General features: G+C 66.9%; 21 protein-coding genes. 3 read left to right on the top strand and 18 right to left on the bottom strand.

From position 1 onward, the window contains the following. Positions 1–6 precede the first annotated feature (6 nt). The 4 genes from NMB40_RS06580 to NMB40_RS06565 form a co-directional block, all read right to left on the bottom strand. A complete protein-coding gene (locus tag NMB40_RS06580) occupies positions 7–1002 on the bottom strand; it encodes an MsnO8 family LLM class oxidoreductase (protein WP_494360508.1) in 996 nt (331 codons plus the stop codon). Positions 1003–1012: 10 nt separating this feature from the next. Next, a complete protein-coding gene (locus NMB40_RS06575; protein WP_448142524.1) occupies positions 1013–1375 on the bottom strand; it encodes a DUF3088 family protein in 363 nt (120 codons plus the stop codon). Positions 1376–1535: 160 nt separating this feature from the next. Next, entirely contained in the window at positions 1536–2108 is a 573-nt protein-coding gene (msuE, locus tag NMB40_RS06570) for an FMN reductase (RefSeq protein WP_494360507.1), read from the bottom strand. A gap of 11 nt (positions 2109–2119) precedes the next feature. Then, the gene (locus NMB40_RS06565; protein WP_494360506.1) at positions 2120–4675 is read right to left on the bottom strand and encodes a TonB-dependent receptor plug domain-containing protein; all 2556 of its coding nucleotides are present in this window, start codon (positions 4673–4675) and stop codon (positions 2120–2122) included. A 168-nt stretch (positions 4676–4843) separates the two neighbouring features. Here NMB40_RS06565 and NMB40_RS06560 point away from each other — a divergent pair, with 168 nt between their 5' ends. Beyond that, positions 4844–5836 (top strand): helix-turn-helix domain-containing protein, encoded by a 993-nt coding sequence (locus NMB40_RS06560; protein ID WP_494360505.1) that lies wholly within the window; start codon positions 4844–4846, stop codon positions 5834–5836. A 5-nt stretch (positions 5837–5841) separates the two neighbouring features. Here NMB40_RS06560 and NMB40_RS06555 read toward each other — a convergent pair whose 3' ends face one another. The 14 genes from NMB40_RS06555 to ndk all read right to left on the bottom strand — a co-directional run bounded on the left by NMB40_RS06555 (position 5842) and on the right by ndk (position 21307). Next, positions 5842–6342, bottom strand: coding sequence for a hypothetical protein (locus NMB40_RS06555; protein WP_494360504.1), 501 nt, complete (start codon positions 6340–6342; stop codon positions 5842–5844). An 84-nt stretch (positions 6343–6426) separates the two neighbouring features. Beyond that, positions 6427–7014, bottom strand: a complete 588-nt coding sequence (locus tag NMB40_RS06550; protein WP_494360503.1) for a TetR/AcrR family transcriptional regulator — start codon at positions 7012–7014, stop codon at positions 6427–6429. Between the two features lie 123 nt (positions 7015–7137). Further along, entirely contained in the window at positions 7138–8703 is a 1566-nt protein-coding gene (guaA, locus tag NMB40_RS06545) for a glutamine-hydrolyzing GMP synthase (RefSeq protein ID WP_339445369.1), read from the bottom strand. Between the two features lie 110 nt (positions 8704–8813). Continuing rightward, positions 8814–10268, bottom strand: coding sequence for an IMP dehydrogenase (guaB, locus tag NMB40_RS06540; RefSeq protein ID WP_282245539.1), 1455 nt, complete (start codon positions 10266–10268; stop codon positions 8814–8816). 214 nt (positions 10269–10482) lie between these two features. Next, positions 10483–11358: a bifunctional methylenetetrahydrofolate dehydrogenase/methenyltetrahydrofolate cyclohydrolase FolD gene (gene folD / locus NMB40_RS06535; RefSeq protein ID WP_282246954.1), complete on the bottom strand. Its 876-nt coding sequence runs from the start codon at positions 11356–11358 to the stop codon at positions 10483–10485. Positions 11359–11469: 111 nt separating this feature from the next. Further along, the gene (locus NMB40_RS06530) at positions 11470–13296 is read right to left on the bottom strand and encodes a monovalent cation:proton antiporter-2 (CPA2) family protein (RefSeq protein ID WP_282246955.1); all 1827 of its coding nucleotides are present in this window, start codon (positions 13294–13296) and stop codon (positions 11470–11472) included. 125 nt (positions 13297–13421) lie between these two features. Beyond that, the gene (moeB, locus tag NMB40_RS06525; protein WP_494360502.1) at positions 13422–14561 is read right to left on the bottom strand and encodes a molybdopterin-synthase adenylyltransferase MoeB; all 1140 of its coding nucleotides are present in this window, start codon (positions 14559–14561) and stop codon (positions 13422–13424) included. A 124-nt stretch (positions 14562–14685) separates the two neighbouring features. Next, a complete protein-coding gene (gene der, locus NMB40_RS06520; RefSeq protein WP_282246957.1) occupies positions 14686–16083 on the bottom strand; it encodes a ribosome biogenesis GTPase Der in 1398 nt (465 codons plus the stop codon). Positions 16084–16095: 12 nt separating this feature from the next. Next, positions 16096–17304: an outer membrane protein assembly factor BamB gene (gene bamB / locus NMB40_RS06515; protein WP_282246958.1), complete on the bottom strand. Its 1209-nt coding sequence runs from the start codon at positions 17302–17304 to the stop codon at positions 16096–16098. Beyond that, complete coding sequence (locus NMB40_RS06510) at positions 17304–17942, bottom strand: YfgM family protein (protein ID WP_448142518.1); 639 nt, start codon at positions 17940–17942, stop codon at positions 17304–17306. The genes bamB and NMB40_RS06510 overlap by 1 nt, the downstream gene beginning before the upstream one ends. Positions 17943–18014: 72 nt before the next feature. After that, the gene (locus NMB40_RS06505) at positions 18015–18875 is read right to left on the bottom strand and encodes a helix-turn-helix domain-containing protein (protein WP_494360501.1); all 861 of its coding nucleotides are present in this window, start codon (positions 18873–18875) and stop codon (positions 18015–18017) included. Positions 18876–18881: 6 nt separating this feature from the next. Beyond that, the gene (pilW, locus tag NMB40_RS06500) at positions 18882–19679 is read right to left on the bottom strand and encodes a type IV pilus biogenesis/stability protein PilW (protein WP_494360500.1); all 798 of its coding nucleotides are present in this window, start codon (positions 19677–19679) and stop codon (positions 18882–18884) included. After that, a complete protein-coding gene (gene rlmN, locus NMB40_RS06495) occupies positions 19666–20871 on the bottom strand; it encodes a dual-specificity RNA methyltransferase RlmN (protein ID WP_093534407.1) in 1206 nt (401 codons plus the stop codon). Before rlmN ends, pilW begins: the two co-directional genes overlap by 14 nt. 10 nt (positions 20872–20881) lie before the next feature. Beyond that, on the bottom strand, positions 20882–21307 hold the full coding sequence (gene ndk, locus NMB40_RS06490; protein WP_068851305.1) for a nucleoside-diphosphate kinase: 426 nt from the start codon (positions 21305–21307) through the stop codon (positions 20882–20884). 276 nt (positions 21308–21583) lie between these two features. On the opposite strand from ndk, the gene NMB40_RS06485 reads away from it, so the two are divergent. Beyond that, the gene (locus tag NMB40_RS06485; RefSeq protein WP_282246962.1) at positions 21584–22246 is read left to right on the top strand and encodes a TetR/AcrR family transcriptional regulator; all 663 of its coding nucleotides are present in this window, start codon (positions 21584–21586) and stop codon (positions 22244–22246) included. 70 nt (positions 22247–22316) lie between these two features. Further along, entirely contained in the window at positions 22317–24689 is a 2373-nt protein-coding gene (locus NMB40_RS06480; protein ID WP_494360499.1) for a 3-hydroxyacyl-CoA dehydrogenase/enoyl-CoA hydratase family protein, read from the top strand. The last annotated feature ends 12 nt before the right edge of the window (positions 24690–24701 follow it).

The following is a 24701-nucleotide window of genomic DNA, read 5'->3' as shown; positions in this document are numbered from 1 at the left end:
TGGGGGTCAGGCCACCGCCGCGCGCGGCGCGGGCGACAGCAGTTCAAGGGAAGTGAGGCGTGCATCGACGTCGGCCACTGGCGCATCCAGGATGAATTCGCCGACACCGAAACGCTGGTGCAGCTCGTCCAGTGCACGGCGCACCTGGTGGCCATCGCCGGACAGCACGCTGGGATGGGTTTCCTCGATGCGGTAGTCGACCACGCCGACCTGGCGGGCGTACTCGGCCGCCGCTTCGGCGCTGGGCAGGTTCACGCTCTGCCCCGGCCCGAGGTGCAGCTTGTAGATGCGCAGCGCGCCCAGCTGCGCGGCCGCGGCATCGGCACTGCGCGCGGCGAAGGCCACCGTGGCCAGCAGCGGTGCCTGGGATGACACCTCGCGATAGGCATTGAAGGCGGTCTCGATGCTGCGCGGATCGCCATCGAAATGCGCCGCGTACACGAAGCCCCAGCCCAGCTCCCCGGCCAGCCGCGCACTCTGCGCGCTGGCCCCGAGCAGGAACCGCGCCGGCCCGGTCTGCGGCAGCGGCCGCGCCTGCGCGTTGGCATGCGGGTGATCGACCGCCAGCGTGCCCGACAGGAAGCCTTCCAGATCGTGCAGCTGCTGTTCGAACGGCCCCACCGGCGGGCGTCCCGCGGCCAGTGCCGCCGTGGACGCGGGAAGCCCACCCGGTGCCTTGCCCACGCCCAGATCCACCCGCCCCGGTGCCAGGCTGGCCAGCAGGTTGAAGGTTTCGGCCACCTTGTACGGCGCGTAGTGGCGCAGCATCACGCCACCGGTACCGACGCGGATCCGCCGCGTCTGCGCCAGTACCCAGGCCGCCAGCACTTCCGGTGCGGGGCTGGCCAGCTGTGGCGCGGCATGGTGCTCGGCAAACCAGTAGCGGTGGTAGCCCAGGTGCTCGGCATGCAACGCCAGGCGCAGGCTGTCGCGCAGCGCCTGCTCGGCGGTGCCGCCTTCCCGCACGGGGCTCTTGTCGAGCACGCTGATCAGGTAGCTCATCGCATCGTCCTCAGGGGTGGGCCACGGGAATGCCGAGCAGGCCGTTGAGCGCGGCCAGGATCGGCTCGGCGCCGGACACCACCTGGCGGTCGTGGTGGGTGCCGGTGGCATGCGTCGACTGCACGCCCTGCGGCAGCACCAGCTTGGGCAGCGACTGGTCCTGCTCGCCGATCTCGGCGATCACTTCGCGGCGCGGCCGGGCAAAGCCAATGCGGCGCACATCCAGCTGGGTATCCAGGCCATCAATGCTCGACAGCGCCCCCTCCAGCAGCAGGCTGTGCCGACAGAAGAAGCGCTGCCCGGGCAGCTGGCCGTCTTCGAACTCACGATCCAGCAGGAACAGGATCGGCTTGTGGGTGGGCTGTGCAGACACGAAACGCTCCTCGATCTGGCCGGCACTGCGGTGCCGTTGGACTATCGATGCTAGAGAAGGACCGGCGCGGGGCTGCGCCGCAATTCGACAATCGGCGGTCGGATCCGGCCACGCAAATGCGCGTTGGCCATAACCAGACTGCTGGCGGTTATGGCGTTGCCTAGGCAATCCGCCGCAGCAGCACCGGCGGTGCGGCCTGCAGGTGGCTGGCCGCACGTTCGGCGGCCAGCTCGATGCGTGCCTGCAGCGCGACACTGCGAATCTCGACGTCGTCGAAATCAGCCGGCGTGGCATACACCCCGATCGGAAGTGTGTGCGCCTGCAGGAAACTGAACAGCGGCCGCAGCTGGTGGTCGATGACCAGCGCGTGGCGTTCGCTGCCGCCGGTGGCGGCCAGCAGCACGGGGGTATCCACCAGCGCATCCAGTCCGATGAAATCAACCAGGTGCTTGAACAGCCCGGGGTACGAGCCGCGATACACAGGCGCGGCGGCGATCAGCAGGTCGGCCGCTTCGATCCGCGCAAGCGCCTGCTCGATGCGCGGCTCCACTTCGTCACGGGTAAGCGCCTGGCCCAGTGACCGCGCGATGGGCGCCAGTTCGATCAGCTGCACGTCCATGTGCAACCGAAGCCGAAGCTGGTCAAGCAGGTGGCGCACCAGCAACAGCGTGCGCGAGGTGGTCGAGGAGGTCGGCGAACCGACCAGGGCAACAACGTTCAAGGCGGTGGACATGCAGCTCTCCCTCAGAAGCGGTAATGGACGCGGCCGTACCAGAACGCGCCGATGGTGCTCAGCACATCGCCGGTGTCCCAGGTGGTTTCGATGCTGGCCACGTCGGTGGCGCTGCGCGCGTACTCGGGCACCTTGCGGGTGCGTTCATCGAACAGGTTGTTGATGCCCAGCGTCGCGCTCCAGCCGCCGCCCAGTTCGACCCCGCCGGACAGGTTGGTGACCAGCACCGGCGGCTGCCGGTACTCCACCCCGTTGTTGAGCCGCTTGATCGGGCCGTAGTAGGTGAAATCCAGGTTCGAGCGCCAGCGCCCCTGCTGCCAGCCCAACCCCGCCACCTGCGTGTAGGACGGCGTGCGGAAGCGCAGCGCGTACTCGCTCGACCTGGTCAGCAGGTTGATGTTGGGCAGGCCCTGCAGCACCACCGGGATGTCACGCACCTTCTGGATCGTGGTGCGGCCGACGTTGGCGGCATAGCTCCAGCGCAGCTTGCCCCAGCCGGTTTCCTGGTTCGCTTCGAGGGTCAGTTCCAGGCCGCGTGTGCGGGTGTCGCCGACGTTGGTGAAGTAGCTGGCGTAGAACGCGTCGCCCGGCAGGATGCTGATGCCGGCGCTGGCCAGCAGCGTATCGATCGTCTGTATCTGCGCGGGCGTAAGTACCGTGCCGCTGTTGTCGGTGATGCGGCTGGGGTCCTGCGCGTTGTAGCCGATCTGGCTGGACTGGCCGAGCTGGCCCCGGATGTCGATCTGGTACGCATCCAGCGCCAAGTGGAAGGCCGGGTTCGGGTCCCAGGTCACGCCGAGGCTGTAGTTGTTCGCCTTTTCCGGCTGCAGCGGCGTGGCACCCAGCGCGATGGCAGCGGGCGATGACACCTGCGCCACCAGCGTGGTGCCGCACGGGCAGCTGCCGGTAGCCTGGTAGTACTGCGCACCCAGGCTCGGCGCATGGAAGCCGTTGCTCACCGTCGCGCGCACGCCGAACGCATCGGTGAAGTCGAAGCGCGTGGTGAGGCGCCCGGTCGACACGCTGCCGAAGTCGGAGTGGTCCTCCCAGCGCGCCGCCGCATCCAGGTACCAGCGCGAGGTGACGTTGGTGGCCGCGCCGGCGTACACCGCCTTGCTGTTGCGGGTCGCCTCCACCGCATCGGCGGTGGAATAACCGACGAAGGCGGCTGCGCCAAAGCCCGTGTACGACTCCCACTGCCCTGCCCCGCGCTCGTACTTCTCGTGCTGGTACTCGGCACCGGCGCTGACCTGGAGCGGCGAGGCAAACGCGGCGACATCGAACCCGCGGCGCAGGTCGAGGTTGGCGATGCGCTGCTGATAGTCCAGGCGCCCCACGTAGAAGTCGGTGGGTGCACCGGGATAGATCAGTGAGAAGTTGGCCGAATCGCGGGTGTAGGTGCGCACCGTGCTGCGGTTGGCGGTCAGGCTGGTGTCGTACTCCCATCCTGCCCAGCTGCCCTTCACCCCGGCGGTGCCGGTGGTCTGCTTTTCCTTGGTCTGCAGGATCGGCAGGAAGCCATCCGGCCAGACGTTCAACACCGTGGGCGCCTTGTAGGTGCCGAAGATCGTCGCCGGCAGACGGAAGTTCTGGATCGCCTGCGCGGTGCGGTCGCTGGCCGTGGCGGTGGCGTAAAACTGCGCGTTCTCACCCAGGCCATGGCCGACATTGGCCGCCAGTGCCTTGAGTGTGTACGACGGCGAACTCAGGATGGTGTTGGCCTCCGGGTTGCGCGTGGCCTCGGCAGGGTTCTCCGTCGTGTTGGGCGGCAGCCGGTTGTTCGGGCGCAGCGCCACCAGGTTGCCGTTGGCATCGATGGCCGGATAGCTCAGATAGTCGTCGACGTAACGGCGCGGCCGGATCGCATGGTGCTGGCGGGTGTATTCGCCGGACAGGTTCACGAAGCCATCCGCGCCCCACGGCAGGCCGATGTTGGCGCGCACGCTGGTGCGGGTGCCATCGCCATCGATGCTCTGCCCGCTTTCCACAGAGACATCGCCGCCCTGCGCCTGTGACTTCAGGATCACGTTGATCACCCCGGTGATCGCGTCGGAGCCATACAGCGCCGACGCGCCATCGCGCAGCACTTCGATGTGGTCCACGGCGGCGACCGGAATCAGCGCCAGGTCGGTCCACGCGTGGCCCGGGAAACCGCCGCCGTTGGCGCCACTGACATAAGCGCTGGCATTGCGGCGCTTCCCGTTGACCAGCACCAGCGTGTAGCCCGGCGACAGGTTGCGCAGCTGGTAGCCGCGAATGAGGCTTTCCTGGTCGCTCTGGTAGCCACCGATCTGGCTCAGCGACGGCAGGCTGCGCTGCAGTGCTTCGAGCAGGTTGGCCTGCCCGGTGGCCACCAGGTCCTCGGCCGACACCACATCGATCGGCGTCGAGCTGTTCTTCACCGTGCGGTTGCTGGTGCGCGAGCCGGTCACCACCACCGCATCCAGCGTGGAAGCGGCAGCCACTGACGCGCTGGCCAAGGCCTCGGGCGGAGTATCGGGACCGGCGGCCATGGCAGGGGCGGCAAGGACGAAGGCGATCATCACGGAAAGCGGACGCAGCAGCATGTCGGGACCTGATCGAGGACAGGCCCCCATTCAACAAACAGCGCTCATCCGGCAACAGCCACCAACACGCCACCCGCACCCCACATCCCGCCACCCACATGACCACAGGGAATAACGAGGTAGCGACACGCCATGCGTGTCCCACGTAGAGCTGGATAGCATCACCTCATGCCAGCCCCCCAAGCGCCCCCCACCATCGCCATCGTCGCCGCCCACGGCCAAGGCCTCTTCGAATTCGGCTGCGCAGTAGGCCTGTTCGCCCCGATCCGCCCCGAACTCGACGTCCCCTGGTACACCACCCAGCTCTGCGCCGCAGAACCCGGCGCCCTGCGCATGCTCGGCAGCACCCAGGTACAGCTCCCACACGGACTGGAAGCGCTCGACCATGCCGACACCATCATCGTGCCGGGCTGGCGCGACCCCAGCGAACGCCCGCCGCAGCCGCTGCTCGATGCACTGATCCGCGCGCACAGACGCGGCGCACGCATCGCCTCGATCTGCTCCGGCGCATTCGTACTCGCCTGGGCCGGCCTGCTCGACGGCCGCAGCGCTACCACCCATTGGCGCCTGACCGAAACCCTCGCCCGCGAATTCCCCGCCATCACCGTGCGCGAGGATGTGCTGTACGTCGACACCGGCACGGTCATCACCTCCGCAGGCTCGGCCACCGGCATGGACATGATGCTGCACCTGGTGCGCAAGGATTACGGCGCGCACGTGGCCAATCGGGTGGCCGAACGGCTGGTGCTGGCACCGTGGCGCGATGCCGAACGCAGCCAGCGCGTGGTGCGTTCGATTCCCAACGGCGAGCCCACGCGGCTGGCCCGCCTGATGGAATGGATCCGCCGCAACCTGCGCGAAGAGCACTCGCTGCGCAGCCTCTCCGAACATGCCTCGCTCAGCCAGCGCACGCTGCAGCGGCAGTTCCTGGAAGCCACCGGGCTGTCACCGATCGACTGGTTGATCCGCGAGCGCGTGGCCTTCGCGCGCGAACTTCTCGAAACCACCGACCGCCCGTTGCACTGGGTGGCCGAACAGGCGGGGTTTGGCTCACAGGAGTCGTTCCGCCGGCATTTCCGTGGGCAGACCGAACTCAGCCCCACCACGTATCGCGAGCAGCACCGCGGCAGCACCAACGCCTATGCGTTGACAGGCTGCTGACGGCGTCAGCGCTGCGCGCGTTTACTGCGCGCATGGATCATCCAGCCCTGTGCGGTGATGCCGATGAGGAACACGACAAAGCAACCCAGCAGGGTCTGCAGCACTACCGGCGCCATCGGTGCGGCGGCAAGCGGATGCGACACCGGCAGTCGGGTCAGCGATTCATTGACGGCAGGCACCAACCCGAGCAGGAAGCTGAAGGACAGTGCGAACGCGGACAGGTAAGGCCGCAGGCGCCCCAGGAAGCGCAGTTTGTTCACCAGCACCCCGCCGAACGCCACCAGCAGCACCACGATGCCGAAGGCGTGGCCGGGATTGAGGCCACCGGTGCTGGAGACGGTGATCGAGGTCGCCACAGCAAGCACCAGGCCGATCAGATAGAGCTTGCCGGCCCCGGTGGCGGGGTCGATCTTCCGGTGGCGCACGAAGCCGTACAGACCGGCAAAGACGGGAATGAGGCTGATGGCGGTGTGCAGTACACCGAGTGCCGAGAGCGGATGTGTCATTGGAGGGTCCTCAAGTAAACCTACTAGTAGGTAGGCGCGATGGCCATGAAAAAACCCGCGCGAGGCGGGCTTACGAAATACGGTTCAACGCTGCGCAGTCACCCGCGCAACCGACAGCCGCGCCAGGGCTGCGAACGTCTGCGCATCACCCAACCCACGCGCGGCCAGCATCGCCCCGTGCACGGAGGCCATGAAGGCCTTGGCCTCGTCCGACGGTGCGCCCTGCAGCTGGAACTGCCCCTGCGCCACGCCCTTCTCCAGCGTGGCGGTCAACCAGCCGCTGAGATCCTCGAAGTGCCCGCGCACTTCTTCGGCGATTTCCGGCGGGATCATCGGCGACTCCGCCGCCAGCATCGCGCAGATGCAGAACGAGGCCGTGCCCCCTGCGATGCAGCTGGACCAGTAGTCGACGTAGGCGTTGAGCTCCTTCAGCGGATCACTCAACTGCCGGTCCAGCATGGCCAGCCCTTCACGGGCCTCGGCGCGGTACAGCGCCACCACCGTACGAACCAGCTCGGCCTTGCTGGGAAAATGATGATGGATGCTGGCCTTGCTGATGTTCACCCTGGCCGAGATATCGGCATAGCTGAAACCGTTGTAGCCGCCCGCCTCCAGCAACGTGCGGGCGTGGGCGACGATTTCAGCGGCTTTGGGGGAGAGGACGGGATCCATTAACCAATCCTACTAGTAGGTAGACCAAGAGGTCAAGCGACGGGGCAGCGCGTATCGACCAACGGTCGATACCTACCCGGTTCCCCAATAAAGAAAGGCGCCTTGCGGCGCCCTTCTTTCAGCTCATTCCCACTCAATCGTCGCCGGCGGCTTGCCGGAGATGTCATACACCACCCGCGACACCCCGCGCAGCTCATTGATGATCCGGTTGCTCACCGTGCCCAGGAAGTCATACGGCAGGTGCGCCCAGTGCGCGGTCATGAAGTCGATGGTTTCCACCGCGCGCAGCGCGATCACCCACTCATACGCGCGGGCATCACCGACCACGCCCACCGACTTCACCGGCAGGAACACCGCGAAGGCCTGGCTGGTCTTGTCGTACAGGTCGGCCTTGCGCAGTTCGTCGATGAAGATCGCATCGGCCTTGGCCAGCAGCTCGGCGTATTCGCGCTTCACTTCGCCCAGGATGCGCACGCCCAGGCCCGGGCCCGGGAACGGATGGCGGTAGACCATGCTGCGCGGCAGGCCGAGTTCGACGCCGAGGCGGCGCACTTCGTCCTTGAACAGTTCGCGCAGCGGTTCCACCAGGCCCAGCTTCATGTGCTCCGGCAGGCCGCCCACGTTGTGATGGCTCTTGATCACGTGGGCCTTGCCGGTCTTGCTGCCGGCCGACTCGATCACGTCGGGGTAGATGGTGCCCTGCGCCAGCCACTTGGCGTTGCTCAGCTTGTTGGACTCTTCATCGAAGATGTCCACGAACAGGTTGCCGATGATCTTGCGCTTGGCTTCCGGGTCGCTCACGCCTTCGAGCTTGCTGAAGTAGCGGTCCGCCGCGTTCACGCGGATCACCTTGACGCCCATGTGCTCGGCGAACATCGCCATCACCTGGTCGCCTTCCTGCCAGCGCAGCAGGCCGGTGTCGACGAACACGCAGGTCAGCTTGTCGCCGATCGCCTTGTGCAGCAGCGCGGCCACCACCGACGAATCGACGCCGCCGGACAGGCCCAGGATCACTTCGTCATCGCCCACCAGTTCGCGCACGCGGGCGATCTGGTCGTCGATGATGTTGGCCGCCGTCCACAGCGTCTGGCAGCCGCACACGTCCACCACGAAGCGGCGCAGCAGCGCCTGGCCCTGCAGGGTGTGGGTCACTTCCGGGTGGAACTGCACGCCGTACCAGCGCTTTTCTTCGTTGGCCATCGCGGCCACCGGAATGCGGTCGGTGGTGGCGGTGATGGTGAAGCCCGGCGGTGCCACCGACACGTGGTCGCCGTGGCTCATCCACACGTTCAAGCGCGGCTCGCCGCCGTGGTCGCTCAGGCCCTTGAACAGCGCATCGGGGTGCACCACGTTGACTTCGGCATGGCCGAATTCGCGCTGGTCGGCCGCTTCGGTGGCGCCGCCCAGCTGCGCGGCCAGGGTCTGCATGCCGTAGCAGATGCCGAAGATCGGCAGGCCGCTGTCGAACACTTCCTGCGGCGCGGCGGGCGCATCCGGCAGCGTGGTGGATTCCGGGCCACCGGACAGGATGATGCCCTTGGCGCCGAACGCGGCGATCTCGGCCGGGTTGTGGTCCCACGCCCAGATTTCGCAGTACACGCCGAGCTCGCGGATGCGGCGCGCGATCAGCTGGGTGTACTGCGCGCCGAAATCGAGGATGAGGATCTTGTCGTTATGGATGTTGGTCATGGCGCCCGGAAATGCAGGTTGAAAACGGAGAGACGGAATTCAGAACGGAGGGCAGATAGAGAAAGAGGAACGGGAATCAGCTTCCTCGTTCCTCTTTGCTCACCGGCCCATCAAGCCCGGTAGTTCGGCGGTTCCTTGGTGATCTGCACGTCATGGACGTGGCTCTCACGTTGGCCGGCGCCGCTGATCTTGACGAACTTCGGCTTGCTGCGCATGTCTTCGATGGTGCCGCACCCCACGTAGCCCATGGTGGCGCGCAGGCCGCCCATCAGCTGGTGGATGATGCCGCCGACCGGGCCGCGATACGGCACGCGGCCTTCGATGCCTTCGGGCACCAGCTTGTCGGCGCTGGACGCGTCCTGGAAATAGCGGTCCTTGGACCCCTTCTCCATCGCCGCCAGCGAACCCATGCCGCGGTAGCTCTTGTACGAACGGCCCTGGAACAGCTCGGTTTCACCGGGCGATTCCTCGGTACCGGCCAGCAGGCCGCCGATCATGATGGTCGATGCACCGGCGGCCAGCGCCTTGCCGATATCGCCGGAGTAGCGGATGCCACCGTCGGCGATGAGCGGGATGCGGTCCTGCAGCGCTTCGGCCACCAGGTCGATCGCGGTGATCTGCGGCACGCCCACACCGGCCACCACGCGGGTGGTGCAGATCGAGCCCGGGCCGATACCGACCTTGACCGCGTCCGCGCCGCTGTCCAGCAGCGCCAGTGCGGCTTCGCCGGTGCAGATGTTGCCACCGACCACCTGCACCTGCGGGAAGTGCTTCTTGACCCAGCTGACGCGGTCCAGCACGCCCTGCGAGTGGCCGTGCGCGGTGTCCACCACCAGCACGTCCACGCCGGCAGCGACCAGCGCTTCGACGCGGCGATCGGTATCGCCACCCACGCCCACCGCGGCACCCACCAGCAGGCGCGTGGCGATGTCCTTGGCGGCGTTGGGGTAATCGGTGTTCTTCTGGATATCCTTGACGGTGATCAGGCCACGCAGGGCGAAATCATCGTTGACCACCAGGATCTTTTCGATGCGGTTGCGATGCAGCAGCTGCAGCACTTCCTCGGACGCGGCGCCTTCCTTGACCGTGATCAGGCGATCCTTCTTGGTCATGATGTGGCGGACCGGATCGTCCAGCTCGGTTTCAAAGCGCATGTCGCGGTGGGTCACGATGCCCACCAGCTGGCCGCCATCGACCACCGGCACGCCGGAGATGTTGCGCGCCTGGGTCAGCGCCAGCACGTCGCGGATGGTGGTTTCCGGACCGACCGTGATCGGGTCGCGGATGACACCCGCTTCGAACTTCTTGACCTTGGCCACTTCGGCGGCCTGCTGGTCCACGCTCAGGTTCTTGTGGATGATGCCCATGCCGCCGAGCTGGGCCATGGCGATGGCCAGGCGTGCTTCGGTGACGGTATCCATGGCAGCCGACAGGATCGGAAGCTTCAGCCGCAGGTCGCGCGTCAGGCGCGTTTCCAGGGTGACATCCTTGGGCAGGATGATGGAATGGGCGGGGACGAGCGAGACGTCGTCGTAAGTCAGTGCTTCAGCCTGGATGCGCAGCATCGGCATACCCGAGATGTGGGGAAGCGCGACATTTTACCCTGATTTCGCCCCGTTGGGCAGGGGGCGGATGCGACGCTGTGTCGCGCCCGCGCGGCGCGTTCATGCAGCGGTTCGGCGGCCCGGCCGCACGACCAACGGTCGTGCGCTACCGCCTCCGGTCAATGCGGTGGCCGGCCGGTAGGTGACGACCGTTGGTCGTCACAGCGGGCCTGCGTCAAGACGCTTCAGCCGCCTCGATGGTGTTCTGCATGAGGGTCGCGACCGTCATCGGCCCTACCCCACCCGGGACCGGGGTGATCCAGCTGGCCCGTTCGGCCGCCGCCTCGAAGCCCACGTCGCCGACCAGGCGGCCGTCGTCCAGGCGGTTGATGCCCACGTCGATCACCACCGCACCCGGCTTGACCCATTCGCCCGGCACGATGCCCGGGCGGCCTACCGCCACCACCAGGATGTCGGCGTTGCGCACCGACTGCTCCAGCACGTCCTTGGGGGTGAACTTGTGGCAGCTGGTCACGGTGCAGCCGGCGATCAGCAGTTCCAGGCCCATCGGCCGGCCCACGTGGTTGCTCACGCCCACGATGGTGGCGTTGCGGCCGCGCACCGGCTGGTCGGTGTGGCCCAGCAGCGTGGTGATGCCACGCGGGGTGCACGGGCGCAGGCCGAACTCGCGCAGGGCCAGGTGGCCGACGTTCTCCGGGTGGAAGCCGTCCACGTCCTTGCGCGGGTCGATCCGGTGGATCAGGCGGCTGGCGTCGGGGATGCCCGGCAGCGGCAGCTGGACCAGGATGCCGTGGATCTTGGGGTCCGCATTGAGCTGGTCGATCAGGGTCAGCAGCTCGGCTTCGCCGGTGCCGGCCGGCAGGTCGTAATCGAACGCCTCGATCCCGACCTTCTCGGCGGCACGGCGCTTGTTGCGCACATACACGGTCGAGGCCGGGTCGCCGCCCACCAGCACCACGGCCAGCCCCGGCCGGCTGCCACCGGCGGCCAGGCGGGCGTCAACGCGCACCTTCAGGCTGTCCAGCAGGTCTTCGGCGATGCGGCGTCCGTCCAGGATGCGGGCGGAATGACGGGGGGCGGAATCGTTCATCGAATGCGGGGCGTGGGGCGGCGGAAGGGTATTGTCCCCGATTAACGTGCCGCCGAACACCATCGCAGCCGGGCATGGCCCGGCCCTACGCTGCGGTCGCGCTCACCCGCGTCATTCCTCTTCCGGCACTTCATCCGCGTTGAGGGTGCGCGCCTTGCGCTTGGGTGCGGTGAACGGGGTCGGCGTGGGCACGCCGGGCAGCGCGGTACCGAACACCATGTGGGCGCCGGCACGCAGGTCGCCGCCGGCCATCTCCAGCTCGAAACGCTCGGCGTCGCGCTCGCGGATCTGCTCGGCGATGTCGCGTGCGTCGTCTTCCTCCGCCCCCAGTTCCACCAGCGCGGCCTGGCCGAACAGCAGCGCCGACTCGAAGGTTTCGCGGATCTGGAAATCCACGCCCGCATGGATCAGGCGCAGCGAATGTTCGCGGTCGAACGAACGCACCAGCAGCTTGGCCTGCGGGAACTCATGCGCGACCAGCTCGACGATGCGGTCGGCATCCTGCGCGTTGTTGACGCACACCGCGATGGCCCGCGCGGTGGCCGCGCCCGACGCATGCAGCACGTCCAGCCGGGTGCCGTCGCCGTAGTAGATCTTGAAGCCGAAACGCTCGGCGTTGTGGATCATGTCCACGTCGTTGTCGATGATGGTCACGTCCACGTCGCGCGCCAGCAGCGACTGGCTGGCCACCTGGCCGAAGCGGCCGAAGCCGATCATCAGCACGCTGCCGGACATGCCCTCGGCGGTGTCCACGCCTTCCAGCGAGACCTCGCGCGCCGGCATCAGCTTGTCGTGCAGCAGCACGAACAGCGGGGTGAGCGCCATCGACAGCACCACGATGGCGGTCAGGTTGGCGTTGACCTCGATGCCGATCACCCCGGCGGTGGCCGCGGCCGAGAACAGCACGAAGGCGAATTCGCCGCCCTGTGCCATCACCACGCCGCGATCCAGCGCCTGGCGATGGTCGCTGCCCAGGATGCGTGCCACGACATAGATGCACACCGCCTTGGCCAGCATCAGGGCCAGCACGCCCGACACGATCAGCGGCCAGTTGTTGGCCACCACGGTGAGGTCCAGGGCCATGCCCACGCTGAGGAAGAACAGCCCGAGCAGGATGCCGCGGAACGGTTCGATGTCGGCTTCGATCTGGTGGCGGAAGGTGGACTCGCTCAGCAGCACGCCGGCCAGGAACGCGCCCATCGCCATCGACAGCCCGCCCAGCTGCATCAGCAGCGCTGCGCCCAGCACCACCAGCAATGCGGCGGCGGTCATCACCTCGCGCGCCTTGGCGGCAGCCAGGATGCGGAACAGCGGGTTGAGCAGGAAGCGGCCGACCAGCACCAGCCCGATGATCGCGCCGGCGGCGATGGCCACGCTGATCCAGCGCGAGCCGGTACCGGCATCGGCCTGCACCGGCGCCATGAAGGCGACCACCGCCAGCAGCGGCACGATCAGCAGATCTTCGAACAACAGGATCGAGACGATCTTCTGCCCGGACGGCAGCGCGATATCGCCGCGCTCGGCCAGCAGCTGCATCACCACTGCGGTGGACGTCAGCACGAAACCGGCCGCACCGATGAAGGCCACCGGCAGCGGGAACCCGAACAGCATGCACACCCCGGTGAGCACGGCACCGCAGACCACGATCTGCAGCGTGCCCAGCCCGAAGATTTCCCTGCGCAGGCTCCACAGGTGCGAAGGCCGCATTTCCAGTCCGATCACGAACAGGAACATCACCACGCCCAGTTCGGCCGTATGCAGGATCGCCTGCGGATCGGAGAACCAGCCGAAGCCGAACGGACCGATCGCCAACCCGGCCGCGAAGTAGCCCAGCACCGAGCCCAATCCCAGCCGGCGGAACAACGGCACCATCACCACTGCCGCACCCAGCAGGGCGACTACTTTCACCAGTTCACTGGCACCTGCTTCCACCGCCATGCGGTCTGTTCCTTGCAACTACGATCAGCCATCACGATAGGACAAGTTGACGCAGGGACATAGCACGCAGGTGCGCATGATCGTGCCGGGAATGGAACGATCGGTCAGTAAATCACCATATCGTCCTACGGACCCGCACAGAACGCGGCGTAGTCGATGTAACCCGGGAAGCCCTGGCCGGGCGCACACAGTGGGCAGGCGGGATCCGGCCCGAGGCGGATCTCACGGAACCGCATGCCCAGCGCGTCGAAGGTCAGCAGCCGCCCCACCAGCGGCTCACCAATCCCCAGCAGCAGCTTGAGCACTTCGGTGGCCTGCAGCAGGCCGACCATGCCCGGCAGCACGCCCAGCACCCCGGCCTCGGCGCAGTTGGGCGCGAACTCGGGTGGTGGCGGTTCCGGGAACAGGCAGCGGTAGCATGGCGCCTCACCGCGATGGCGGCCGGCGTCGAACACCGACACCTGGCCGGTGAAACGCTCCACCGCGCCGTAGACCAGCGGGATCGCGTGCTGGATGCAGGCATCGTTGAGCAGGTAGCGCAGCGGGAAGTTGTCCGACCCGTCCAGCACCACGTCCACGCCGTCGAGCAGCGCATCGATGTTGTCCGAGGTCACCCGCGCCTGCACCGCTTCGACGTCCAGCCCGGGATTGAGCGCCAGCAGCCGTTCGCGGGCCGAATGCACCTTGGGCTCGCCGATACTGGCCTCGGTATGCAGGATCTGCCGCTGCAGGTTGCTGCGGTCCACCACGTCGTCATCGGCGATGCGGAGGTGCCCTACCCCGGCGGCGGCCAGGTAGAAGGCGGCCGGTGAACCAAGGCCGCCAGCGCCCAGCAGCAGCACCCGGGCGCCGAGCAGCGCCTGCTGGCCGGCAACCCCGACCTGCGGCAGCAGCAGGTGGCGTGAGTAGCGTTCGTTGAAATCGCGCTCGTCGTCGCTCTGCAGCGGCTGCACGAGCGGCAGCCCCGCAGCACGCCAGGCGGTGGTGCCGCCGTGGACGGAGGCGATGTGGGTGTAGCCGAGCTCGAACAGCGCCTGCGCGGCTTCCAGGGAGCGCTTGCCGCTCTGGCAGATCAGGATCAGCTCGCGGTCGTTTGACGGAAGGTGGGCAGACGGATCTGCCTGGAGCTCGCCTTTCGCGATGCCCAGTGCGCCCTCGGCCATGCCGGTGGCGCGCTCGTGCGCTTCACGCACATCGATCAACAAGGCGCCGTGGGTGACGCGCTGGCGCGCCTGGTCGGGAGATATCTCAGGGATGGGGCTCATTGCCCCATTATCGCGCGCCCGCCGCGTAGAGCCACGCCCTGCGTGGCTGCGCTTCGTTCCGGCGCCGCGAAGCCACGCAGGGCGTGGCTCTACGGGCTCGCCGCCAGGATGGCGGCGAGTGGGATCAACGACCCTTTACGTGCTTGATCAGGCGCTTCTTCTTGGCAATCTGCCGTTCGCTCAGCACGTTCTTCTTGCCCTCGTAAGGGTTGGCACCCTCGCGGAAGATGAACTGCACCGGCGTGCCGATCAGCTTGAAACGCTTGCGGAAGAAGTTTTCCAGGTAGCGCTTGTACGACTCCGGCAGTTCCTTCAGGCGCGTGCCATGCACGATGAAGGTCGGCGGGTTGGAGCCGCCCGGGTGCACGTAGCGCAGCTTGGAGACGTGACCACGGATCGCCGGCGGCGGGTTGGTCTCGTAGGCGATTTCCAGCGCCTTGTTGACTTCGCTGGTGCTGAATTCGTGGGTCGCCGAGGCATGCGCCTGGTGGATCGCACGGAACAGCTCGCGCAGGCCCGAGCCGTGCTTGGCCGAGATGCGCACCGTTTCCGCCCACGGCACGAAGCCCAGCTTGCGCGAGACCAGCGCTTCGGCCTGTTCGCGCTGGTAGTCGGTCAGGCCATCCCACTTGTTGATGGCCACCACCAACGCACGCCCGGCATCCAGCACGGCGCCCAGCACGGTAGCGTCCTGGTCGGTCACGCCTTCGGTGGCGTCCAGCATCAGCACGGCCACCTGGCACTGCTCGATGGCCTGCAGGGTCTTGATGACGCTGAACTTTTCCACCACCTCTTCGACCCTGCCCCGGCGACGCAGGCCGGCGGTGTCGATCAGGCGGTATTCGCGGCCGTCACGCTCCAGGTCCACCGCGATCGAGTCGCGGGTGGTTCCGGGCACTTCCGAGGCGATCATCCGTTCTTCGCCGAGAATGCGGTTGACCAGGGTCGACTTGCCCACGTTGGGGCGGCCGACGAAGGCAATGCGCATCCGGTTCGGATCGTTGTCCATCTCCTCGCCGCTGCCCTCTTCAGGCAGGCGCTGGACCACTTCTTCAAGCAGGTCGTCCAGGCCCTGGCGGTGGGCCGCGGACACGGTCAGCATTTCACTGAACCCGTAGCGGGCGAACTCCGCGCGCACGGTGTCTTCGTTGGTGCCGTCGATCTTGTTGATCAACAGCAGGGTCGGCCGCGACAGCTTGCGCAGCCACGACAGGATCTCGTCATCCAGCGCGGAGGTGCCGTCACGGGCATCCACCACGAACAGGATCAGATCGGCTTCGCCGGCGGCAGCACGCGCCTGGTCGGCGGTTGCGCCGGCCAGGCCTTCGTCATCCTCCGAGATACCGCCCGTGTCGACGACGAGGAAATGGTTGTCCTCGTCCAGACGGCAAACACCATAGTTGCGGTCCCGGGTGACGCCGGGCTGGTCATGGACCAGGGCGTCACGGGTACGGGTCAGCGCATTGAAAATGGTGGACTTGCCGACGTTCGGCCGTCCAACCAGGGCGACCAAGGGCAGCATCGCGGTAACTCCTTATTGTGCCAACCGGAATGCGGTCAGCTTTCCATCAACGTTCTGCACCAGCAGAATCCCATCGGCGACCACCGGCTGCGCCAGCAGGGCATCGCCGCCACTCTTGGCGCGCGCGGCCAGTTCACCATTGTCCGTCCGCAACCAGTGCAGATAACCCTTGTAGTCACCGACCACAACGTAATCGCCGTGGATGACCGGCCCGGTCAGCGAACGCCGGGCCAGGCCCGTCTGCGACCACATGGCGCTGCCGCTGGCCTTGTCCAGGCCGAACACGCCGCCCTTGTTGTCGGTGACGATCACATTGCCCGAGGTCAGGGCCACGCCACCGGCGCCGCCATGATCACGCGCCCACAGCGGGCGGCCGGTCGGGCCTTCGATCGCCATGGTCTGGTTCTTGAAGCTGCTCACGAACAGGGTGTTGCCTTCCAGCACCGGGGCGCCGTCCACGTCGGACATGCGGTCCAGCTCGGTGCGGCCTTCGCCGTTGGCGACCATCTGGTCCCACACGGTGCGGCCGTCCTGCATGCCCAGTGCGGAGACGCTGCCGTCATCGTTGCCGATGAACAGCACGCCCGGGCCGGCCACCACCGGCGCGTTGCCGCGCACGGTCAGCATGGGCAGCTCACGCGGGTTGAACCACTTCTGGGTGCCGTTGCCGGCATCCAGGGCGGTCACCCGGCCATCATTGCTGCGCACGAACACGATGCCCTGGGCGATCGCCGGCGCGGCGATCACTTCGCCCGGCACCTTGGCGCGCCACTTTTCGCTGCCGTCGTTGGCGTCCAGCGCGATGACCTGGCCATCCAGCGTACCGATCACCACCAGGCCTTCGCCGACGCCCGGGCCACCGGACAGGCGCAGCTTGGGCTGCTTCTTGACCTTGGCCGGTTCGTAGGTCCATACCGTCTTTCCGGTCTGCAGGTCCAGCGCATGCACGCCGCCGGTGATGGCAGCCGCGTACACGCGGCCATCCGCCACGACCGGGCCCTGGCGCACGCCGATGCGCTTCTCGCCCTTGCCCAGGCCGGTGCTCCAGATCCGGTCGACCTTCGCGGTCGGCTCGAACTTGACCAGCTCGGCCGGTTCCAGCGCCTTCTTGGCCTCCGCGTCCTTGCCGGCGAACCAGCCCTTGACGGTGGTGCAGCCGGACAATGCCACGCCCATCAACACCAGGGTGGCTACGCGCTTGATCATGACCATCTGCTTCATTACACCGACTCCGCAGGCTCGGTGACGGTGCCACCGGCATCCATCACTTTGGTTTCCAGCACGCGCCGCTGGGGCGCTGCCACATCCAGCGTCTTGAGCGCCTTCTCATACTGCCCGCGGGCTTCGTCACGCTTGCCCAGCGCCATCAAGGCGTCGCCATGGATTTCCAGGCTCGCACTGTCGGTGGCACCGCCCAGCAGCGCGATGGCTTCATCGTGCTTGCCGGTGGCGATCAACAGGCGCGCAATGCGCTGGTCGATCGCAGCCTTGTATTCCGGGTCGGCCTTGATGGCACGAAGGGTGGCCAGGGCCTCCTCGTTCTTGCCTGCATCGACCTGCGCCTTGGCCAGCTGCAGCGCTGCCAGGTCGCCATAGACCTGGACCTTGCCGCCTTCCAGCGTCTTCACGCCCTTGGCCGCTTCGTCCAGCTTCTTGTCCTGCAGCTGCTTGAGCACCACCTGGTACTCGCCGTGGGCGCCCGCCAGGTGGCTGCCCTGCTCTTTCTGCCACCACTGCCAGCCGGCGATGCCGCCGATGGCAATCGCCACGCCGGCGATGATGCTGACACCATTCTTCCGCAGCCAGCTGCGGACGCGTTCACTTTGTTCGTGCTCGTCGAGCAGGTCGTCGATCGCCATGCGTACTCTCGCCCCTGCCCGTCAGGAGGGACTGTTTGAATTGGATTGTCGAAATGAATCGGGAAACGCGGCTCAGTGTGAAACCGGAGCCACGGAGCCGTCAGAGGATACCGTAAAGCGTGCCACGTTGGCTCGCTGGTAGGGCGAAAGGTCGACGATAGTGCCGGCCTGCTGAACCTCCACCGCCGACGCATTGCCGAGCACCATGCGGGCGACCTGGCCCGGGCTGAAGGTGCGGGTTTCGCCCGACTTGATCAGGGCCTTCTCGACGGTACTGCCATCGGGCGCGGCGATATCCACCCAGCTGTCGCCCTTGAACTGCAGGCTGAGCGCACCGGCCGGCGCCGGCGCGGCGGCCGTGGGCCGGGGCACCGGGGTCAACGAGGCCAGGTAGGGGGCCGACGGCGCCGTCGACGGCGCCGGCGTCGCCACCGGCGCCGCCTGGGCAGCCGGCGCGGTGCCTGCCACCGGTACGGCGGCGGGAATCACATCCAGCGACGCGGTATTGGGGGTGGTCGAGGCACTGTCGAAATGGCCGCGGGTGGCGAACCACACCGGCACGGCCAGCACGGCGGTGATGCCGACATACAGGGCACGGCGGCCGAGGCTCTCGGCGATTCGGCGGGCCCGCGGGGTATGGGTGTGGCTGACCAGCTGCGGCGGCACCACCGGCCCGATGTGGGCCTGGTCCAGCACGTCGCCCAGGTCGACCTTGAGCAGGCGCGCATAGCTTTTGAGCTGGCCGCGGACGAACACCGGCGCACCGAGGCGATCCCACTGCTCGGCTTCCAGTGACTTCACCACCTGCACCGGCATGCGCAACTGCTGCCCCACTGCTTCGAGCGTCAGTCCTGCCGCTTCCCGCGCCTGCCGGAGACGCGCTCCACAGCCGGCCGCAGTATCAAAAGCGTTCACAGTCTGGTCATCAATCACAATGCTTCAACCCCGGGAATTAGGAGCCGCATCCTGCGGAAATTCGTCGCGAATTCGCTGCAGATAACGACCGGATGCCACTGTGTCGCCAAGCTGCGCCTCGATTTGAGAGGCAAGTTGTAACACGGAACGTGTGGCCGGTGCAGCCGCAAGACGCCGTTGCACGAAGGCCCGGGCCTCGAAAAAGCGGCCCTGGGCATGCTCGTTGCGGGCCATGGCCTCCAGCGCATAGGGGTTGGCCGGATCCAGCGCCAGCGCCCGGCGCAGGTCACGCACGGCGCGCTCGGGCTGGCCGGCATCAAGCGCACAGCCGCCTGCGTTGGCCAGCGCCGCGGCCGGCGTGCGGTAACCCGGCGCTGCAACGGCCCGGTCGAACAGCGGCAGCGCTTCGGTGGCGCGGCCATGACCACATAACCACGCGCCATAGTTGTTGAGCACTTCGCCGCTGTCCGGCGCCAACTCGGCCGCCTTCTGGAACAGCGGACCGGCTGCGGCATCATCACCGCGCCGGTTGGCCAGCGCCGCCAGCATGATGTAGGCATCCGGCCGGCCCGCATCCAGCTTGAGTGCGCTCCTGGCGCGCTTCTCGGAGACGTCCATCGCCCCGGCGCGGAATGCCTCGGCCGACAATGTCATCTGGTCCTGGTAGCTGACCCGGCGACGGGTGTCAGCGTTGTCCCGCGCCACGTATTCGGGCGCGACGCCCAAGGGTGCGGTCGGAGGTTTGACGCCTTTGTTGCCACACCCGGCGAGTGCCAGCGCGACGAAAAGAACGGCTGGCAATCGGCGGTCAGGCAGCGGCATCCCGGTTTTTCCCGTCCTGGAGCGTTTTGTTGAACTCGGCCTGGCGGCGGGTACGATCCATCACCTGGCCCTTGAGCTGGCCACAGGCGGCATCGATGTCGTCGCCACGGGTGCGCCGCACCATCGTCAGCACCTGCTGGTCCAGCAGGATCTTCTGGAAGGCGCGGATCTCCGCATCACCGGAGCGCTCATAGCGGGTACCGGGGAACGGATTGAACGGAATCAGGTTGACCTTGCCCGAATGCGAGGCCTGCACGGCATTGTCGAACTGGCGCATCAGCCGCGCCAGCTGGCGGGCGTGCTCGGGCTGGTCGTTGATGCCCTTCATCAGGGTGTATTCGAAGGTGACCGATTCGCGGCGCTTGTTGGCACGCAGGTAGCGCGCGCACGAGGCCATCAGCTCCACGATCGGGTACTTCTTGTTGAGCGGCACCAGGGTCTCGCGCAGCGCGTCATTGGGCGCATGCAGCGACACCGCCAGCGACACATCGCTTTCGGCGGACAGGCGGTCGATCTGCGGCACCAGGCCGGAGGTCGACAGGGTCACGCGCTTGTTGGCCAGGCCGTAGCCCAGGTCGTCGCGCATCACGCTCATGGCGCGCACGACGTTGTCGAAATTCATCAACGGCTCGCCCATGCCCATCATCACCACGTTGGTGAGGCGACGCTGCTTGTGCGGGATGTTGCCCAGGTGGCGCGCCGCCACCCACACCTGGCCGATGATTTCGGCGGTGGAGAGGTTGCGGTTGAAGCCCTGGGTGGCGGTGGAGCAGAACGTGCAGTTCAGCGCGCAGCCCACCTGCGACGACACGCACAGCGTGCCGCGGTTCTTATCCGGGATGTAGACCGCTTCGATCGCGTTCTTGCCATCGGTGCCCATGGCCAGCAGCCACTTGTGGGTACCGTCGGCCGACGGCTTGTCGAACACGATGTTCGGCACGCGGACTTCGGCATGCTGCTGCAGCTTGCTGCGCAGCGCCTTGCCCAGGTCGGTCATCTGGTCGAAATCGGTGACGTAGTGGTGGTGGATCCACTTCATCACTTGGTGGGCACGGTAGCGCGCTTCGCCGAGTGTCTCGGCGAAGAAGCGCTCCAATCCCTCGCGATCGAGGTCGAGCAGGTTCTGCTTGGCCACCGGCGCGCCCTGGGCGAGCACGATGGGGATGGCGTTGGGCTGTACGACCTCGTTCACGGCATTACTCTCAGCGCGAGACCACTTCGGTCGCGGCGAAGAAGTACGCGATTTCAATCGCGGCATTCTCGACCGAGTCCGAGCCGTGGGCGGCATTGGCATCGATGGAATCGGCGAAGTCGGCGCGGATGGTGCCCGGCGCAGCGTCCTTCGGATTGGTGGCGCCCAGCAGGTCGCGGTGGGCCAGCACGGCGTTGTCGCCTTCCAGCGCCTGGATCATCACCGGGCCGGAGATCATGAACTCGACCAGCGCGTTGAAGAACGGACGCTCCTTGTGCACGGCGTAGAAGCCTTCGGCTTCACGGCGCGACAGCTGCTTGTACTTGGCAGCCACGACCTTCAGGCCAGCCTTTTCGAAGCGGGCGTAGATTTCACCGATGACGTTCTTGGCGACGGCGTCCGGCTTGATGATGGAAAGGGTGCGCTCCAGCGCCATGGGAATTCTCCGTTGGGCGGGCCACTGATCAGCCCGAGAGTAACATGAAAAAAACCCGCGTCGAAACGCGGGCTTAGCCTATATACGTGGCGTGATTCTACAACCTCTGGTTACGTCTTGCCACGCCCTGCGTCACAGCCCCGCGCCGTGCAGGACATCCCGCCGTTCAGGTTGGCAGGCATGAACGGGCAGCAAACTCTTGTGCGCCGCAGCATGCCAGCGGCGATGCCGAGGTCTAATATCAAACAATCGTTTGATTGAACCCCTGCCCCGCCCATGGCCAAACCTGCCCACTTTTCCACCAAGGACCGCATTCTCGGCGCTGCCGAGGAGCTGTTCGCCCTGCACGGGTTCGCCGGGACGTCGCTGCGCCAGGTGACCAGCCAGGCCGATGTGAACATCGCCGCGGTGAACTACCACTTCGGCTCCAAGGAAAACCTGGTCAACGAAGTGTTCCGCCGGCGCATGGACGAAATGACCGCCGCCCGCCTCGCGCAGCTGGACAACGCCCGGCGCGACCACCCGGGGCAACTGCGCCCGGTGCTTGCGGCGTTCGTCGAACCGGCGCTGGCCATGGCCCAGGACCGCCAGACCGGGGGCGCGTTCGTCCGCGTCATCGCCCGCGCCTACGCGGAAAAGAACGACAACCTGCGCAAGTTCCTCTCCGACCACTACGGCCACGTCCTGCGCGAGTTCGGCAAGGCAATCGCCGCCAGCGTGCCGGGCCTGAGCAAGGAAGAGCTGTATTGGCGATTGGACTTCCTGGCCGGCGCGCTGACCTACGCCATGGCCGACTTCGGGCTGATCAAGCGACCCGCCGGTGTCACCGAAGCGGCGCATCGTGCCCATGCGGCCCAGGAACTCATCCATTTCGCCGAAGCCGGTTTCCGCGCCAGCGCGGCCACCACCGCTGCGGCGACGCCCCTTGCCACCCCGTAACGCCGGGCCCCATATCACCCCCGTAGAGCCGGGCCCTGCCCGGCTTCCAGACCAACAAAGGCTTATCGACATGTCCAATTCCCTGCTAGTCCGCCGCGCCGCCGTGCTGGGTGCCGGCGTCATGGGTGCCCAGATCGCGGCCCACCTGACCAATGCCGGCGTCGACACCGTGCTGTTCGACCTTCCCGCCAAGGAAGGTCCTGCCGACGGCATCGTGCTCAAGGCCATCGCCAACCTGGGCAAGCTCAGCCCCGCCCCGCTCGCCAGCAAGTCCTACGCCGAAGCGATCACCCCGGCCAACTATGAAACCGGCCTGGAGCAGCTGCGCGACTGCGACCTGATCATCGAAGCCATCGCCGAACGGATGGACTGGAAGCAGGACCTGTACAAGAAGATCGCCCCGTTCGTGGCCGATCATGCCGTGCTGGCCTCCAACACCTCCGGCCTGGGCATCAACAAGCTCGCCGATGTGCTGCCCGAACAGCTGCGCCACCGCTTCTGCGGCGTGCACTTCTTCAACCCGCCGCGCTACATGCACCTGGCCGAGCTGATCCCGGCCACCACCACCGACGCCGCCGTGCTGGAAGGCCTGGAAAGCTTCCTGGTCACCACCCTGGGAAAGGGCGTGGTGTACGCCAAGGACACCCCGAACTTCATCGGCAACCGCATCGGCGTGTTCTCGATCCTGTCCACCATCTTCCACACCCAGCAGTTCGGCCTGGGCTTCGATGAAGTCGATGGCCTGACCGGCCCGCTGGTCGGCCGCCCGAAGTCGGCCACCTACCGCACCTCCGACGTGGTCGGCCTGGACACCATGGCCCACGTCATCAAGACCATGGGCGACACCCTGCCGAACGACCCGTGGCACCAGTACTTCGCCTCGCCGAAGTGGCTGGACGCGCTGATCGCCAAGGGTGCACTGGGCCAGAAGACCGGCGCCGGCATCTTCCGCAAGGTCGGCAAGGACATCGTGGTGCTGGACCTGGAAAAGCAGGACTACCGTCCGGCTGACCGCACCGCCGCGCCGGAAGTGGTCGAGATCCTGAAGATCAGGAACCCGGCCGAGAAGTTCGCCAAGCTGCGCGAAAGCCAGCACCCGCAGGCGCAGTTCCTGTGGGCGACCTTCCGCGACCTGTTCCATTACAGCGCCTACCACCTGGCCGACATCGCCGAAACCGCGCGCGACGTCGACTTGGCCATCCGCTGGGGCTACGGCTGGTCGCTGGGCCCGTTCGAAACCTGGCAGGCCGCCGGCTGGAAGCAGGTCGCGCAGTGGATCGCCGATGACATCGTGGCAGGCAAGAGCATGAGCAACGCCCCGCTGCCGGATTGGGTGTTCGATGGCCGCGACGGCGTGCACGCCGCCGAAGGCAGCTACAGCCCGACCCGCAACGCCAAGCTGCCGCGTTCGGCGCTGCCGGTGTACCAGCGCCAGCGCTTCCCGGATCCGCTGCTGGGCGAAACCTTCAGCCCGGGCGAAACCGTGTTCGAGAACGACGGCGTGCGCATGTGGCACGACGGCGACGGCATCGCCGTGGTCAGCTTCAAGACCAAGATGAACACCGTCTCCGACCACGTGCTCAACGGCCTGCAGGAAGCGATCAAGCGCGCCGAGCAGGGCTTCAAGGGCCTGGTGATCTGGCAGCAGAAGGAACCCTTCTCCGCCGGTGCCGACCTGGCCGGCGCGCTCGGCCTGCTGCAGGCCGGCAAGGTCGACCAGTTCGAAGAAATGGTGCACAACTTCCAGCGCACCAGCCAGGCGATCAAGTACGCGCTGGTGCCGGTGGTGACCGCCGTGCGCGGGCTGGCCCTGGGTGGCGGCTGCGAATTCCAGATGCACAGCGCCAAGAGCGTGGCCGCCCTGGAAAGCTACATCGGCCTGGTGGAAGCCGGCGTCGGCCTGCTGCCCGCCGGTGGTGGCCTGAAGGAACTGGCGGTGCGCGCCTCCCAGGCCGCCGGCCCGGGCGGTGATGTGTTCGCCGAACTGAAGAAGACCTTCGAAACCGTGGCCATGGCCAAGGTCTCCAACTCGGCGGTCAACGCCAAGGAACTGGGCCTGATGCGCGCCACCGACAAGGTGGTGTTCAACAGCTTCGAAGCGCTGCACATCGCCAAGGCCGAAGTGCAGGCGCTGGCCGAAGGCGGCTACCGTCCGCCGATGCCGGCCCGCCGCATCCAGGTCGCCGGTGACGTGGGCATCGCCACCTTCAAGATGATGCTGGTGAACATGCTCGAGGGCCGCTTCATCAGCCCGTACGACTACGAAATCGCCGTGCGCATCGCCACCGTGCTGTGTGGTGGCGAAGTGGACCGCGGCACGCTGGTGGACGAAGAGTGGCTGCTGACCCTGGAGCGCAAGCACTTCGTCGAGCTGGCCCAGCAGGAAAAGACCCAGGCCCGCATCGCGCACATGCTCAAGACCGGCAAGCCGCTGCGTAACTGATCGGCCCGAACC

This window comes from Stenotrophomonas sp. FBCC-B152 (assembly GCF_059134105.1).
The sequence above is the reverse complement of the archived record's forward strand: the minus strand, read 5'-3'. Positions and strand labels throughout refer to the sequence as shown.